The 16,645-nt window shown below is 63.1% G+C and carries 13 protein-coding genes and 1 tRNA gene; all 14 read left to right on the top strand.

Annotation, left to right across the window (positions count from 1 at the left end; all coding sequences use genetic code 11):
- A partial coding sequence (gene tuf / locus THPRO_RS16105) for an elongation factor Tu (protein WP_038094278.1) occupies positions 1–1,190 on the top strand: 1,190 nt, incomplete at its 5' end.
- 67 nt (positions 1,191–1,257) lie between these two features.
- Positions 1,258–1,333: transfer RNA gene (locus THPRO_RS16100), tRNA-Trp, on the top strand.
- 54 nt (positions 1,334–1,387) lie between these two features.
- Positions 1,388–1,765: a preprotein translocase subunit SecE gene (gene secE / locus THPRO_RS16095; protein WP_038094113.1), complete on the top strand. Its 378-nt coding sequence runs from the start codon at positions 1,388–1,390 to the stop codon at positions 1,763–1,765.
- Between the two features lie 2 nt (positions 1,766–1,767).
- Positions 1,768–2,298: a transcription termination/antitermination protein NusG gene (gene nusG / locus THPRO_RS16090; RefSeq protein WP_038094112.1), complete on the top strand. Its 531-nt coding sequence runs from the start codon at positions 1,768–1,770 to the stop codon at positions 2,296–2,298.
- 72 nt (positions 2,299–2,370) lie between these two features.
- Complete coding sequence (gene rplK / locus THPRO_RS16085) at positions 2,371–2,802, top strand: 50S ribosomal protein L11 (RefSeq protein WP_038094111.1); 432 nt, start codon at positions 2,371–2,373, stop codon at positions 2,800–2,802.
- A gap of 1 nt (position 2,803) precedes the next feature.
- Entirely contained in the window at positions 2,804–3,499 is a 696-nt protein-coding gene (gene rplA / locus THPRO_RS16080; RefSeq protein WP_038094110.1) for a 50S ribosomal protein L1, read from the top strand.
- A 220-nt stretch (positions 3,500–3,719) separates the two neighbouring features.
- Positions 3,720–4,250: a 50S ribosomal protein L10 gene (gene rplJ, locus THPRO_RS16075; RefSeq protein ID WP_038094109.1), complete on the top strand. Its 531-nt coding sequence runs from the start codon at positions 3,720–3,722 to the stop codon at positions 4,248–4,250.
- A 43-nt stretch (positions 4,251–4,293) separates the two neighbouring features.
- Positions 4,294–4,671: a 50S ribosomal protein L7/L12 gene (gene rplL / locus THPRO_RS16070; protein WP_038094107.1), complete on the top strand. Its 378-nt coding sequence runs from the start codon at positions 4,294–4,296 to the stop codon at positions 4,669–4,671.
- Positions 4,672–4,971: 300 nt separating this feature from the next.
- The gene (gene rpoB / locus THPRO_RS16065) at positions 4,972–9,051 is read left to right on the top strand and encodes a DNA-directed RNA polymerase subunit beta (RefSeq protein WP_065089912.1); all 4,080 of its coding nucleotides are present in this window, start codon (positions 4,972–4,974) and stop codon (positions 9,049–9,051) included.
- A gap of 76 nt (positions 9,052–9,127) precedes the next feature.
- Positions 9,128–13,369 carry a DNA-directed RNA polymerase subunit beta' gene (gene rpoC, locus THPRO_RS16060; protein ID WP_038094100.1) on the top strand — a complete coding sequence of 1,414 codons (4,242 nt, stop codon included), beginning with the start codon at positions 9,128–9,130 and terminating at the stop codon, positions 13,367–13,369.
- Between the two features lie 120 nt (positions 13,370–13,489).
- Positions 13,490–13,864 (top strand): 30S ribosomal protein S12, encoded by a 375-nt coding sequence (rpsL, locus tag THPRO_RS16055; RefSeq protein WP_038094099.1) that lies wholly within the window; start codon positions 13,490–13,492, stop codon positions 13,862–13,864.
- Positions 13,865–13,904: 40 nt separating this feature from the next.
- On the top strand, positions 13,905–14,375 hold the full coding sequence (gene rpsG, locus THPRO_RS16050; RefSeq protein WP_038094097.1) for a 30S ribosomal protein S7: 471 nt from the start codon (positions 13,905–13,907) through the stop codon (positions 14,373–14,375).
- An 18-nt stretch (positions 14,376–14,393) separates the two neighbouring features.
- Complete coding sequence (gene fusA, locus THPRO_RS16045) at positions 14,394–16,493, top strand: elongation factor G (RefSeq protein WP_065089911.1); 2,100 nt, start codon at positions 14,394–14,396, stop codon at positions 16,491–16,493.
- A gap of 56 nt (positions 16,494–16,549) precedes the next feature.
- The coding region (locus THPRO_RS16040) for a GTP-binding protein (protein ID WP_141133447.1) at positions 16,550–16,645 on the top strand (96 nt) is incomplete at its 3' end.

Genomic DNA, 16,645 nt, shown 5'->3' with positions numbered 1-16,645 from the left:
TGGCCAAGGAAAAGTTTGAACGCAAGAAGCCGCATGTAAACGTGGGAACGATCGGGCATGTGGATCATGGCAAGACGACGCTGACGGCGGCGTTGACGAAGGTGATGGCGGAGAAGCATGGCGGCGCGTTCAGTGCGTACGACCAGATCGACAAGGCGCCGGAAGAGCGCGCGCGCGGCATCACGATTGCGACGGCGCACGTGGAATACGAGTCGGACGCGCGTCACTACGCGCACGTGGACTGCCCCGGGCATGCCGACTACGTCAAGAACATGATCACGGGTGCGGCGCAGATGGACGGCGCGATCCTGGTGTGTTCGGCGGCGGACGGTCCGATGCCGCAGACGCGCGAGCACATTCTGCTGGCGCGTCAGGTGGGCGTGCCGTACATCGTGGTGTTCCTGAACAAGGCCGACATGGTCGACGATCCGGAGCTGCTGGAGCTGGTGGAGATGGAAGTGCGCGACCTGCTGTCGAGCTACGACTTCCCCGGCGACGACACCCCGATCGTGACGGGTTCCGCGCTCAAGGCGCTGGAAGGCGACACGAGCGAGATTGGGGTGCCGGCGATCGAGAAGCTGGTGGCGGAGATGGACGCGTACATTCCGGAGCCCGAGCGTGCGGTTGACGGTGCGTTCCTGATGCCGATCGAGGACGTGTTCTCGATTTCGGGTCGCGGCACCGTGGTGACCGGTCGTATTGAGCGCGGGATCGTCAAGGTGGGCGACGAAGTGGAGATCGTGGGATTGCACGACACCACGAAGACCACGGTGACGGGCGTCGAGATGTTCCGCAAGCTGCTGGACCAGGGTCAGGCAGGCGACAATGTTGGCGTGCTGCTGCGCGGCACCAAGCGCGAGGAAGTGGAGCGCGGCCAGGTGCTGTGCAAGCCGGGTTCGATCAAGCCGCACACCAAGTTCGAGGCCGAGGTTTACGTGCTGTCGAAGGAAGAGGGCGGTCGTCACACCCCGTTCTTCAACGGCTACCGTCCGCAGTTTTACTTCCGCACGACGGACGTGACGGGTTCGGTGGACCTGCCGGAAGGCACGGAGATGGTGATGCCTGGCGACAACGTGTCGATCAAGGTGTCGTTGATTGCGCCGATCGCGATGGAAGAAGGCCTGCGCTTTGCGATTCGCGAAGGTGGTCGCACCGTCGGCGCCGGCGTCGTCTCCAAGGTCATCGAGTAAGGCGAGCGGAGCAGTAACCGCGGCACCGGCAGGTCCGATAGCGGGGATGCCGGTCCGCGGGTGAATTAGGCCAGTAGCTCAATTGGCAGAGCAGCGGTCTCCAAAACCGCAGGTTGGGGGTTCAAGTCCCTCCTGGCCTGCCATATTCATTGGGCCTGGCGTTTCGCCCGGCCCTTATCTTGGATGTTAGGCATAGCATGGCTGAAAAGGCCGCTTCCCGAGGGTCAGCCCTCGATACAGTAAAGCTGGCGATCGCATTGCTCCTGCTGGCAGTGGGTGTCGGGGGGTTTTATTACTTCTCGCATCAAATGCTGGTGGTGCGTGTCATCGGCCTGCTGGTGATCGGGGGTGTCGCGGCTGGCGTATTCCTGACCAGCGCGCCGGGCCGCGGCGCCTGGGCGTTTCTACAGGGCTCGCGCACCGAGGTGCGCAAGATGGTCTGGCCGTCTCGCGCGGAGACCACTCAGGTGACCCTGGTCGTTGTCGGCATGGTGCTGGTCATGGGTGTGTTCCTGTGGCTGCTTGACACCTTTCTCGGCTGGGTCGTCAAGCATTTGATGGGATACGGGAGCTGAGCATGTTGCGTTGGTACGTGGTGCACGCGTATTCCGGGTTCGAACAGCAGGTCAAGCGCGCCATCGAAGAGCGGGTGCGTCGCGCCGGCATGGAGGAACACTTCGGGCAGATTCTGGTGCCGACCGAAGAGGTCGTGGAAATGCGCGAGGGTCAGAAGCGGCGCAGCGAGCGCAAATTCTTCCCCGGTTATGTGCTCGTGCAAATGGACATGAACGAGGAAACCTGGCATCTGATTCGCGCGGTGCCGAGAGTCCTCGGGTTTATCGGCGGTACGCCCGACCGCCCTTCCCCGATCACGGAAAAGGAGGCGGACGCCATCCTCAACCGGATCCAGGAGGGTGTCGAGAAGCCGCGTCCGAAGGTGCTGTTCGAGGTTGGCGAGATCGTGCGGGTCACCGAAGGCCCCTTCAACGATTTCAATGGCGTGGTGGAAGAGGTCAATTACGACAAGAGCCGGCTGCTGGTCGCTGTGCAGATTTTCGGGCGTTCGACTCCGGTCGAGCTGGATTTTCACCAGGTCGAAAAGGTATAGGCGGCGCACTCCTGCGCGGTCTTTGACGTCATTCGGGGAGCCGCGAGGCGCTAGCACCCGAAGGAGAGGGAAATGGCAAAGAAGGTAACGGGTTATATCAAGCTGCAGGTGGCCGCCGGCCAGGCCAATCCGAGCCCGCCGGTCGGTCCCGCGCTGGGTCAGCACGGCGTCAATATCATGGAGTTCTGCAAGGCTTTCAACGCGCAGACCCAGAACGTCGAGGCAGGCCTGCCGCTGCCGGTCGTGATCACGGTGTATTCCGATCGCAGTTTCACCTTTATCACCAAGACGCCGCCTGCCTCGGTGCTGTTGAAGAAGGCGCTGGGTCTGGCCAAGGGCAGCAGCACGCCGAATACCGCGAAGGTGGGGACGGTGACGCGCGAGCAGCTCGAGGAGATCGCAAAGGCCAAGGAGCCCGATCTGACGGCCGCCGATCTGGATGCCGCGGTACGTACCATCGCCGGCAGTGCCCGGTCGATGGGTCTGAACGTCGAGGGGGTGTGACATGGCCAAGTTGAGCAAGCGTATGCAGGCGATCCGTGAGCAGATTCAGCCTGGCAAGAACTACCCGCTGGACGAGGCGCTGTCGCTGATCAAATCCTGCGCGAAGGCCAAGTTCGCCGAGTCGATCGACGTGTCGATCAACCTGGGTGTCGACCCGCGCAAGTCGGACCAGGTGGTGCGCGGTTCCACCGTGCTGCCCAACGGCACCGGCAAGACTGTGCGCGTCGCCGTGTTCACGCAGGGCGCTAACGCCGAAGCAGCGCTGGCCGCCGGTGCGGACAAGGTGGGTATGGACGACTTGGCAGAGGAGGTCAAAGCGGGCAACTTGGATTTCGATGTGGTGATTGCCAGCCCCGATGCGATGCGCGTAGTCGGCCAGCTGGGCCAGATTCTTGGTCCGCGCGGTCTGATGCCGAACCCCAAGGTCGGCACCGTGACGCCGGATGTCGCCACTGCGGTGAAGAATGCCAAGGGTGGTCAGGTGCGCTATCGCACCGACAAGGCCGGCATCATTCATTGCAGCATCGGCAAGGCCGGTTTCGAGGTTGAGGCATTGGCCGGCAACCTCAATGCGTTGATGGCCGATCTGGTCAAGGCGAAGCCGTCGACCTCCAAGGGCATCTACATCAAGCGCGTGACCGTTTCGTCGACCATGGGTCCCGGGATCCCGGTCGATCAGAGTTCGCTGGCCGTTTAAGGCCGGCGAGGCTGCGGCAGGAGGCCGCGGCCGGACTGTACAGGACGTACATCGTCCCAGACCGCAGGCGCCCGCAAGGGCTTAATGGTTTCATTGCCTGCGTAGACGGTGTAACCCGAGTCAAAGCAGTGCTTGGGGCATCGTAGGCGCTCCGCCGACATGAAGGCGGAGTCTGTTGTAGACGGTGAGGCAATTTTGCCCCCCGAGCAGGAGAGGTATCGTGGCACTTAATCTGGAAGACAAGAAACGCGTCGTTTCGGAGGTTGCCGCGGTGGCTGCGGGTGCGTATTCCGCGATTGCCGCGGAATACCACGGTCTTTCCGTGGAACAGCTGACCGAGTTGCGCAGCAAGGCGCGCGCGGGTGGTGTGTATCTGCGGGTGGTGAAGAACACCCTGGCGCGTCGTGCGCTCAAGGGAACGGATTTCGAGTGCATGGATGAAGCGCTCGTGGGTCCGTTGCTGCTGGCGTTTTCCCAGGAAGATCCCGGTGCGGCGGCGCGTGTTCTCAAGGATTTCGCCAAGACCAACGACAAGTTCAAGGTGAAGGTGCTGGCCGTGGGTGGCCAGGCGCTGGGGCCGCACGAACTTGACCGGCTCGCAAGCCTGCCGACGTACGATCAGGCCATCAGTCTGCTGATGGCGGTCATGCGTGCACCGCTCGACAAGTTCGCCAGGACGCTTAACGAGGTCCCCGGCAAGCTGACGAGAACGGTGGCGGCGATACGTGATCAGAAGCAGGCCTCGGCCTGACACTTCGTTTTTTGATTCGGGTAGATTGACTGGAGATATTGAAATGGCAGTTTCCAAAGAAGACATCCTCGAGACGATTTCGAACATGACCGTGATGGAGGTCGTAGACCTGATCTCCGCCATGGAAGAGAAGTTCGGCGTGTCCGCCGCGGCGGCCGTTGCTGCCGCGCCTGCGGCTGGCGGCGGTGAAGCTGCGGCGGCCGAGGAAAAGACCGAGTTCGACGTGGTCATGTCCAGCTTCGGCAGCAACAAGGTCGGCGTGATCAAGGTCGTGCGTGCGATCACCGGCCTGGGCCTGAAGGAAGCCAAGGACATGGTCGAAGGCGCGCCCTCGACCGTGAAGGAAGGCGCTTCCAAGGACGAGGCAGAGAGCATCAAGAAGCAGCTCGAAGAGGCTGGTGCCACTGTCGAACTCAAGTAATCGTCCGGTTCGCGAATTGCGCGAATCGTGCGCTTTTAGCTGGAAGGGCTGGCGATGATTTCATCGCCGGCCTTTTCCTGTTTGCGCACACAGCTGGTCTGATTTCGGGTTTCCCGGCCATCTGCGGCCAGGGGCCGGATGAGGATCAAGGCCGCGATGTGGCATGGGCCGATCGCAGCGCGGCGTGACAGGGATGGTCGTTTCGTCCACGGGGCGGTGCCGAGGCGCCGTGATCAGACACCCGGGCCGGGGTGGGTTGATCGTTCGCCCGAGACTTGATTTTGGTAGTGAGGAATCGCGATGGCGTACAGTTACACCGAAAAGAAGCGTATTCGCAAGGACTTCGGCAAGCAGCCGCAGATTCTGGATGTGCCCTATCTGCTGGCCACCCAGCTGGATTCGTATCGTCAGTTCTTGCAGCTCGACACCGTGCCCGACGGCCGCCAGGAAGTGGGTTTGCACGGCGCGTTCAAATCGGTGTTCCCGATCCGCAGTTATTCCGAGAACGTCGAGCTCGATTACGTGCGTTACCGTCTCGGTGAGCCCGTTTTCGACGTGAAGGAATGCCAGCTGCGCGGTCAGACCTATGCGGCGCCGTTGCGCGTGCTGCTGCGGCTGGCCATCTACGACAAGGATGCGCCGGCGGGTGCGCGCGTGATCAAGGATGTGAAGGAGCAGGAAGTGTACATGGGCGAATTGCCGCTCATGACCGAAAACGGCACCTTCGTGATCAACGGCACCGAGCGCGTCATCGTTTCCCAGCTGCACCGCTCGCCGGGCGTGTTCTTCGATCACGATAAGGGCAAGACACACTCATCGGGCAAGCTGCTGTTCAGTGCCCGCGTGATCCCCTATCGTGGCTCCTGGCTCGACTTCGAGTTCGATCCAAAGGACAGCGTGTTCGTGCGTATCGACCGTCGGCGCAAGCTACCGGCGACCATTTTGCTGCGCGCGCTGGGCTATGACGACGAGCAGATTCTCGACATGTTCTTCGAGAAGGTGGCGGTCACTCACAGCAAGGCGGGCTACAGCATCGAGCTGGTGCCGGAGCGCCTGCGCGGCGAGACCGCGGTTGCCGATATCGTGGTCGAAGGCAAGGTGCTGGTCGAGGCGGGCCGCCGCGTCAGCGCACGCCACGTCAAGCAGATGCAGGCCGCGGGCCTCGAGCGCCTTGATGTGCCGGAAGAGTTCCTCATCGGCAAGGTGCTGGCCCACAATCTGGTGGACGAAGACACCGGCGAACTGGTGGCCAAGGCCAATGCCGAACTGACCGCCGATCTGTTGGCCGCCATCCGCGAGGCTGGCATCAATCAATTCAACCTGATCTATACCAACGAGCTGGATCAGGGGCCCTATGTTTCTAGCACCCTGGCTTTGGATCCGACGGCCAGCCAGCTCGAGGCGCAGGTCGAAATCTACCGCATGATGCGTCCCGGCGAGCCGCCTACCAAGGAGGCCGCGCAAAACTTGTTCGAAAGCCTGTTCTTCAGCGCCGACCGTTACGACTTGTCGTCGGTAGGTCGCATGAAGTTCAACCGCCGCGTTGGCCGCGAGGAGATCACGGGGCCGGGCGTGCTGACCAATGAGGACATCATCGACGTCCTCAAGACCCTAATCGACATCCGCAACGGCAATGGCACCGTCGACGACATCGATCACCTGGGCAATCGCCGTATCCGCAGTGTGGGCGAAATGGCGGAAAACGTCTTCCGCGTCGGTCTGGTGCGCGTCGAGCGCGCGGTCAAGGAACGTTTGACCATGGCCGAAAGCGAAGGCCTGATGCCGCAGGAGATCATCAACGCCAAGCCGGTGGCCGCCGCGATCAAGGAGTTCTTCGGCTCTTCGCAACTGTCGCAGTTTATGGATCAGAACAACCCGCTGTCCGAGGTGACCCACAAGCGGCGTATTTCCGCGCTGGGTCCGGGCGGCCTGACGCGCGAGCGGGCAGGCTTCGAGGTGCGTGACGTGCACCCGACCCACTACGGCCGCGTCTGCCCGATCGAGACGCCTGAAGGCCCGAATATCGGCCTGATCAACTCGCTGGCCCTGTACGCGCGGACCAACGAGTACGGTTTTCTGGAGACGCCCTACCGCAAGGTGGTGGACGGCAAGGTGACCGACCACATCGACTATCTGTCGGCGATCGAGGAGAGCCAGTACGTCATCGCGCAGGCCAACGCGCGCCTCGACGGCTCGGGCCAATTCACGGACTCGCTGGTGTCCTGCCGGCACCTCAACGAGTTCGCCATGTCGACGCCGGACAAGATCGAGTACATGGATATCTCGCCGAAGCAGATCGTTTCGGTCGCTGCGGCGTTGATCCCGTTCCTCGAGCATGACGACGCCAACCGGGCGCTCATGGGCTCGAACATGCAGCGCCAGGCGGTGCCCTGCCTGCGCGCCGAGAAGCCACTGGTCGGCACCGGCGTCGAGCGCATCGTGGCCATGGACTCGGGTTCCACGGTCAAGGCGCGCCGCGGCGGCGTGGTCGATTCCGTCGACGCGGCGCGTATCGTGGTGCGCGTCAACGACGAAGAGACCGTGGCCGGCGAGCCCGGCGTGGACATCTACAACCTGACTAAGTACACCCGCTCCAACCAGAACACCTGCATCAACCAGCGCCCGCTGGTGAACCCGGGCGACGTGATCGCGCGCGGCGACGCGCTGGCCGACGGCTCGTCCACCGACATGGGCGAACTGGCGTTGGGCCAGAACATGCTGGTCGCGTTCATGCCCTGGAATGGCTACAACTTCGAGGACTCGATCCTGATCTCGGAGCGCGTGGTGCAGGAGGACCGCTTCACCTCGATCCACATCGAGGAGCTGACCTGTGTCGCCCGCGACACCAAACTGGGGCCGGAAGAGATCACCGCCGACATCCCCAACGTGAGCGAAGGCCTGCTCGGTAAGCTGGACGATTCCGGCATCGTCTACATCGGTGCCGAGGTCCGTCCGAGCGACATCCTGGTCGGCAAGGTCACGCCCAAGGGCGAGACCCAGCTGACGCCGGAGGAAAAACTGCTGCGCGCGATCTTCGGCGAGAAGGCGTCGGACGTGAAGGACACTTCGCTGCGCGTGCCATCCGGCATGGAAGGTACCGTCATCGACGTGCGCGTATTCACGCGCGACGGCGTGGAGAAGGACAAGCGCGCCCTGGCCATCGAGGAGGACGAGCTCGAGCAGGTGCGCAAGGACCTCAAGGACCAGCTGCGCATCTACGAGGATGACGTCTACAGCCGTGTCGAGCGTCTGCTGACCGGCAAGGTGGCAGAAGGCGGCCCCGACAAGCTGGAGGCGGGCGCCAAGGTGACCAAGTCCTACCTCACCGGCCTGGCGCGCGAGAAGTGGTTCGAAATCCGCATGCGCAGCGAGGAGGTCAACGTTCAGCTCGAGGCGCTGCGCGCGCAGATCGACGCCCAGCGCGAGGCCTTCGAGGTCAAGCTGCGCGAGCAGCGCGCCAAGATTACCCAGGGCGACGATCTCGCACCCGGCGTGCTCAAGATGGTCAAGGTCTACCTGGCCGTTAAGCGTCGCATGCAGCCCGGCGACAAGATGGCAGGGCGCCACGGCAACAAGGGCGTGGTATCCATGATCGTGCCTATCGAGGACATGCCGCATACCGAGGACGGCGAGCCGGTCGACATCGTGCTCAACCCGCTCGGCGTGCCTTCGCGTATGAACGTGGGTCAGGTCCTCGAAACCCATCTTGGTTGGGCCGCGAAAGGCCTCGGGCGCAAGATCGGTCGCATGGTCGAGGCCAAGGCCAAGGTCGACGAGCTGCGATCGTTCCTGGACAAGGTCTACAACACCGGTGCGTCGCAGCAGGTCGACCTGGCAGCGCTCAGCGACGAGGAAGTGTTGCGGCTGTCGCGCAATCTGAGCAGCGGCGTGCCGATGGCGACGCCGGTGTTCGACGGCGCGGCCGAGGACGAGATCCGCGCCATGCTCAAGCTGGCCGACCTGCCGGAATCCGGACAGACCGTGCTCTTCGACGGTCGCACAGGCAACACCTTCGAGCGCCCCGTCACGGTGGGCTACATGCACATGCTCAAGCTCAACCATCTGGTCGACGACAAGATGCATGCGCGTTCCACCGGACCCTACAGCCTGGTCACCCAGCAGCCGCTGGGCGGCAAGGCGCAGTTCGGCGGTCAGCGTTTCGGCGAGATGGAAGTCTGGGCGCTGGAGGCGTACGGCGCGGCCTACACCCTGCAGGAAATGCTCACGGTCAAGTCCGATGACGTGGCCGGCCGCAACAAGATGTACAAGAACATCGTGGACGGCGAGCACCGCATGGAGGCCAATATGCCCGAATCCTTCAACGTGCTGATGAAGGAAATTCGCTCGCTGGGCATAGACATCGAGCTTGAACAGGACTGACGGATTGGCTTGCGGACGGGGATTTTCCCCGTCCTGCCGGGGCAGCACTGTAAGATTTTGCGAGGCAGCTTAGACGATGAGAGACCTACTGAATATTCTGAAGCCCAAGGGCCCCGCGGATGACTTCGACGCCATCCGCATCGGCTTGGCATCACCCGATCTGATCCGCTCGTGGTCCTACGGCGAGGTCAAGAAGCCGGAAACGATCAACTACCGTACCTTCAAGCCGGAGCGCGACGGCCTTTTCTGCGCCAAGATATTCGGCCCGGTGAAGGACTTCGAGTGCCTGTGCGGCAAGTACAAGCGCCTCAAGCATCGCGGCGTGGTCTGCGAGAAATGCGGCGTCGAGGTCACCCAGGCCAAGGTGCGTCGCGAGCGCATGGCACACATCGAGCTGGCCAGCCCGGTGGCGCATATCTGGTTCCTGAAGTCATTGCCGTCGCGCATCGGCCTGCTGCTCGACATGACCCTGCGTGATATCGAGCGCATCCTCTATTTCGAGGCCTTCGTGGTCATCGATCCCGGGATGACTACGCTGGAACGCGGCCAGCTGCTGTCCGACGAGGCCTACCTCGAGGCCATCGAGGAGCACGGCGACGAGTTCGACGCGCGCATGGGTGCCGAGGCGGTGCTGGAGCTGCTCAAAAGCCTCGATCTCAACGGCGAGGCCGTGCGCCTGCGCCAGGAAATGGCGGACACCAACTCCGAGACCAAGCTCAAGCGCGTGTCCAAGCGCCTCAAACTGATCGAGTCCTTCCTGGAGTCGGGCAACAAGCCGGAATGGATGATCCTCACGGTGCTGCCGGTGCTGCCGCCGGACCTGCGTCCGCTGGTGCCGCTCGACGGCGGCCGTTTCGCGACCTCCGACCTGAACGACCTCTACCGTCGCGTGATCAACCGCAACAACCGCCTCAAGCGACTGCTCGAACTCAACGCGCCCGACATCATCGTGCGCAACGAGAAGCGCATGCTGCAGGAAGCGGTCGACGCACTGCTCGACAACGGTCGTCGCGGCCGCGCGATCACCGGCACCAACAAGCGTCCGCTCAAGTCGCTCGCCGACATGATCAAGGGCAAGCAGGGGCGTTTCCGCCAGAATCTGCTGGGCAAGCGCGTGGATTACTCGGGCCGTTCGGTCATCGTGGTCGGCCCCACGCTCAAGCTGCACCAGTGCGGTCTGCCCAAGAAGATGGCGCTGGAACTGTTCAAGCCGTTCATCTTCGGCAAGCTGATCCGCCGCGGCCTTGCGACCACCATCAAGGCGGCCAAGAAGCTGGTCGAACGCGAAGGGCCGGAGGTCTGGGACGTTCTCGAGGACGTGATCCGCGAACATCCGGTGATGCTCAACCGCGCACCGACCCTGCATCGCCTCGGTATCCAGGCCTTCGAGCCGGTGCTGATCGAGGGCAAGGCCATCCAGCTGCACCCCCTGGTCTGCTCGGCCTTCAACGCCGACTTCGACGGCGATCAGATGGCGGTGCATGTGCCGCTGTCGCTGGAGGCGCAGCTTGAGGCGCGCAGCCTCATGATGTCCTCCAACAATATCCTGTCGCCGGCCAACGGCGAGCCGATCATCGTGCCGTCGCAGGATATCGTGCTGGGCCTCTATTACATGACCCGCGAGCGGGTCAACGCGCTGGGCGAGGGCATGGTGTTCGCCGACAGCGCCGAGGTGCATCGCGCGTACGAAAATGGCGTCGTGGGGCTGCATGCGCGGGTCAAGGTGCGTATCCGCGAGCGCATATTGCGCGATGGCGGCGAAATCGAGACCGTGGTCTCGGTCAAGAACACCACGGCTGGTCGCGCGCTGCTCTACGATATCGCGCCCGAAGGCATGGCGTTCGAGCTATTCGATCGCGACATGACCAAGAAGGCGATCTCCAGCCTGATCAACGCCTGCTACCGCCAGCTGGGTCTTAAGGCCACGGTCATTTTCGCAGACCGCCTGATGTACACCGGCTTCCACTATGCGGCGCGTTCCGGCGTGTCCTTCGGCGCCGACGACATGGTCGTGCCGGAGCAGAAGGTCGATCTGCTGGCAGGGGCAGAAGCCGAAGTGAAGGACATCGAGGACCAGTACGCCACCGGTCTCGTGACCAAGGGCGAGCGTTACAACAAGGTCATCGACATCTGGTCGCGTGCCAATGACCAGATCGCCAAGGCGATGATGGAGAAGCTGGGTACGGACGACGTCGTCGGTGCCGACGGCGAGACGCTCAAGCAGAAATCGTTCAACTCCATTTACATGATGGCCGATTCCGGCGCGCGAGGTTCTGCCGCCCAGATCCGTCAGCTCGCCGGGATGCGCGGTCTGATGGCCAAGCCTGACGGCTCGATCATCGAGACGCCCATCACCGCGAACTTCCGTGAAGGCCTCAACGTTCTGCAGTACTTCATCTCCACCCACGGCGCGCGCAAGGGTCTGGCCGACACCGCGCTCAAGACCGCCAACTCGGGTTACCTGACCCGCCGTCTCGTGGACGTGGCGCAGGACGTGGTCGTGACCGAGGACGATTGCGGTACCGAGCACGGCATCGTCATGGCCCCGATCATCGAAGGTGGCGACGTGGTCGAGGCGCTGCGCGAGCGTGTGCTGGGTCGAGTGGTGGCCCGCGATGTGCTGCGTCCGGGAACCGACGAGGTGCTGGCGCCTGCCGGTACGCTGCTCGACGAGCGTTGGTGCGACCTCTTCGAGGAGGCGGGCGTCGACGAAGTGCTGGTGCGCTCGGCGATTACCTGCGAAACGCTGCACGGCGTTTGCTCGATGTGTTATGGGCGCGATTTGGCGCGCGGCCACGCCGTCAATATCGGCGAGTCGGTGGGTGTTATCGCGGCCCAGTCGATCGGCGAACCCGGCACTCAGCTGACGATGCGTACCTTCCACATCGGCGGCGCGGCGAGCCGGTCCGTGGCGGCAAGCAACATCCAGGTCAAGGCCAAGGGCGTCGTGCGTCTGCACAACATCAAGTTGGTCGAGCACCACAACGGCAATCTGGTCGCGGTCTCGCGTTCCGGCGAGCTTGGCATCGTCGACGAGATGGGGCGTGAGCGCGAACGCTACAAGGTGCCCTACGGCGCGACCATTTCCACCAAGGAAGGGGCCGAAGTCGAGGCCGGCGAAATCGTCGCCACCTGGGATCCTCACACCCACCCCATCGTGACCGAGGTGAACGGCCGCGCCCGTTTCCACGACTTCGTCGACGGCGTCTCGGTGGTCAAGCAGACCGACGAGGTCACCGGTCTGAGCGCCACGGTCATCACCGACCCGAAGTCGCGCGGCAACGCCGGCAAGGATCTGCGGCCGTCCATCCGTCTGGTCGATGCCGAGGGCAACGATCTGATGCTGGCCGGCACCCAGATCCCGGCGGTCTATGCGCTGCCGGCGGGGTCGATCGTCAACCTCGAGGATGGCGACGAGGTCGCGGTCGGCGACGTGCTGGCCCGTATCCCGCAGGAATCGTCCAAGACGCGCGATATCACCGGCGGTCTGCCCCGCGTGGCCGACCTGTTCGAGGCGCGTAAGCCCAAGGAGCCGGCGATCCTGGCCGAGCGCTCCGGTACCGTCAGCTTCGGCAAGGATACCAAGGGCAAGCAGCGCCTGATCATCACCGACGAACATGGCGATACCTACGAGGAGCTGATTCCCAAGTGGCGTCAGGTCAGCGTGTTCGAGGGCGAAAAGGTCGAGCGTGGCGAGGTCATCGCCGAAGGCGAGCTGAGCGCCCATGACATCCTGCGTCTGCGGGGTATCCCGGCCCTGGCCAGCTATCTGGTGCGCGAGATTCAGGACGTCTATCGGCTCCAGGGCGTGACCATCAACGACAAGCACATCGAGGTCATCATCCGCCAGATGCTGCGCAAGGTGGACATCATTGATGCCGGCGACACGCGTTTCCTGAAGGGCGAGCAGGTCGATCGCGCGCGCCTCGTGGAGGAAAACCGTCGCGTGGTGGCCGATGGCAAGCAGATGGCGCAGTTCGAGTCGGTGCTGCTCGGCATCACCAAGGCCTCGCTGGTGACAGAGTCGTACATCTCGGCCGCGTCCTTCCAGGAGACCACGCGCGTGCTGACGGAAGCCGCCGTGCGCGGCGCGAGCGATGCGCTCCGCGGGCTCAAGGAAAACGTCATTGTCGGGCGCCTCATTCCGGCGGGTACGGGCTTGGCTTTCCACGACGAGCGCCGTCGCAAGCGCCACATGGGCGACATGCTGGCCATGGAGCTGGCCGCCGCGGTGGCCGAAACCGGCCAAGCCGGCGAACCGGAAACGGCGATCGAAACCCCGTCGGGAGACGAGGGGCAGGCGCCGAGCGCAGAGTAGCGCGTCAACGCCTGCCCGCGACCTTGACAGGGGGCGGGCAGGCCTCTAAAATTTCGCGTCCTTCGACAGGTCGCGCCAGCGCGGCCTGTCGTTTGTTTTAAGGGTTGGAGAACCGCTTAGATGGCTACGATCAACCAGTTGGTGCGCAAGCCGCGCAAACAGAAACGGGAAAAGAGCAAGGTGCCTGCGCTGGAGGCCTGTCCTCAGCGTCGCGGCGTTTGCACCCGCGTTTACACCACCACGCCGAAGAAGCCGAATTCCGCGCTCCGCAAGGTCGCGCGCGTGCGTCTCACCAGTGGTTACGAGGTCAGCAGCTATATCGGTGGCGAGGGGCACAACCTTCAGGAGCACTCCGTGGTGCTGATCCGCGGCGGTCGTGTCAAAGACCTTCCCGGTGTCCGCTACCACACCGTGCGCGGCAGCCTCGACACGCAGGGCGTGCAGAAGCGCCGCCAGGCCCGCTCCAAGTACGGTGCCAAGCGTCCGAAGAGTTAATCCAAATCCCAGTCATTCGTTTAGTTGACGAGAATCGCTCATGCCCAGAAGAAGAGAAGTGCCCAAGCGCGTGGTTCTGCCGGATCCCAAATTCGGGAGCGAGCAGCTGGCCAAATTCATCAATTTCGTGATGGAGCGCGGCAAGAAATCCGTCGCCGAAAACATCGTTTACGGCGCGCTGGATCATATCGTGAGCCGTCGCTCCGGTGATCCGCTGGAATTTCTGGGCAAGGCGCTCGACAACGTCCGCCCGCTGGTCGAGGTGAAGTCCCGCCGTGTCGGTGGCGCCACCTATCAGGTCCCGGTCGAGGTGCGAGCGGTTCGGCAAAATGCCCTGGCCATGCGCTGGCTGGTCGATGCCGCGCGCAAGCGCGGAGAGAAGTCGATGGCGCAGAAGCTCGCGGGCGAACTGATGGACGCGGCCGAAAACAAGGGCGGCGCCGTCAAGAAGCGCGAAGACACCCATCGCATGGCCGAAGCCAACAAGGCCTTCGCCCACTATCGCTGGTAAGCACAGAGGTATAAGACAGTGCCACGCAAAACCCCTATCGAGCGGTATCGCAATATCGGCATCATGGCGCACATCGATGCTGGTAAGACGACGACCACCGAGCGCATCCTGTTCTACACCGGCGTTTCGCACAAGATCGGCGAAGTGCACGACGGCGCCGCGACCATGGACTGGATGGAGCAGGAGCAGGAGCGTGGCATCACCATCACGTCTGCGGCGACCACCTGTTTCTGGTACGGGATGGACAAGCAGTTCCCCGAGCACCGGATCAACATCATCGACACCCCCGGGCACGTCGACTTCACGATCGAGGTGGAGCGTTCGCTGCGCGTGCTGGACGGCGCCTGCGCGGTGTTCTGCGCGGTCGGTGGCGTCGAGCCGCAGTCCGAGACCGTGTGGCGTCAGGCCAACAAGTACGAAGTGCCGCGCATGGCCTTCGTCAACAAGATGGATCGCGCTGGCGCCAACTTCCTGCGCGTGGTGGGTCAGATCAAGACCCGGCTCGGCGCCAATCCGGTGCCGATCCAGCTGCCGATCGGTGCGGAGGAGAATTTCAAGGGCGTCGTCGACCTGATCCGCATGAAGGCGATCTACTGGAACGAGGCCGACATGGGTATGACCTATGACGAGCGCGACATTCCGGAAGATATGGCGGACGAGTGTCAGGAGTGGCACGACCAGATGGTCGAGGCCGCGGCCGAGGCCAACGAGGAGCTCATGGAGAAGTACCTCGAGGGTGGCGAGCTGACGATCGAGGAGATCCGCCAGGGTCTGCGCATGCGCACGCTGGCCAACGAGATCGTCCCCGCGATGTGTGGCTCCGCGTTCAAGAACAAGGGCGTGCAGGCCATGCTCGACTCCATCATCTACTTCATGCCGTCGCCCACGGACGTGCCCGCGATCAAGGGTCACCTGGACGATGCGGCGGAAACCGTCTCCGAGCGCCATTCGTCCGACGATGAGCCCTTCGCGGGTTTGGCCTTCAAGATCGCGACGGATCCCTATGTCGGCACCCTGACCTTCTTCCGTGTGTATTCCGGCGTGCTCAATTCGGGCGACACCGTGTACAACCCGGTCAAGGGCAAGCGCGAGCGCATCGGACGTCTGCTGCAGATGCACGCCAATTCCCGCGAGGAGATCAAGGAAGTGCGTGCTGGCGATATAGCCGCGGCGGTGGGTCTGAAGGACGTCACCACCGGCGACACGCTGTGCGATACCAGCAACGTGATCACCCTTGAGCGCATGGAGTTTCCCGAGCCCGTGATTTCGGTCGCGGTCGAGCCCAAGACCAAGGGCGATCAGGAAAAGATGGGTATGGCGTTGTCCAAGCTGGCCCAGGAGGATCCGTCTTTCCGCGTGCGTACCGACGAGGAATCCGGCCAGACGATCATTTCCGGCATGGGTGAGCTGCACCTCGAAATCATCGTCGACCGCATGCGGCGCGAATTCAAGGTCGAGGCCAACGTCGGCGCGCCACAGGTCGCGTACCGCGAGGCGATCCGCAAGTCGGTCGAGCAGGAAGGCAAGTTCGTTCGCCAGTCCGGCGGTCGCGGCCAGTACGGTCATGTCTGGATCCGGCTCGAGCCGCTCGAGCGCGGTACGGGCTACGAGTTCGAGAACGCCATCGTCGGCGGCGTGATCCCCAGGGAGTACATCCCGGCGGTGGACAAGGGCATCCAGGAGCAGCTGCAGAACGGCGTGCTGGCCGGGTTTCCGATGGTGGATGTCAAGGCGACCCTGTTCGATGGTTCGTACCACGACGTCGACTCGTCCGAAATGGCATTCAAGATCGCTGGCTCCATGGCCTTCAAGGAAGGTGCGCTGAAGGCGAACCCCGCGCTGCTGGAGCCGATCATGAAGGTCGAAGTGGTCACGCCTGAAGACTACATGGGCGACGTGATGGGCGACCTGAACCGCCGCCGTGGTCTGGTGCAGGGCATGGACGATGCGCCGGCCGGCAAGATCGTGCGCGCGGAAGTGCCGCTCGCCGAGATGTTCGGCTACGCCACGGACCTGCGCTCCGCGACTCAGGGACGGGCAACCTATTCGATGGAATTTTCGAAATACGCCGAGGCGCCGAACAATGTCGCCGAGGCCGTGATCAAGAAGGCATCTTAATCCGCCGGATTCGGCATCGGACCGATTCAACGACATTGATTTGAGAGGTAGTAGTTGTGGCCAAGGAAAAGTTTGAACGCAAGAAGCCGCATGTAAACGTGGGAACGATCGGGCATGTGGATCATGGCAAGACGACGCTGACGGCGGCGTTG

Source organism: Acidihalobacter prosperus (genome assembly GCF_000754095.2).
Taxonomy (GTDB): domain Bacteria; phylum Pseudomonadota; class Gammaproteobacteria; order DSM-5130; family Acidihalobacteraceae; genus Acidihalobacter; species Acidihalobacter prosperus.
Note: the sequence above shows the minus strand (reverse complement) of the source record. Positions and strands in the feature narration are given on the sequence as shown.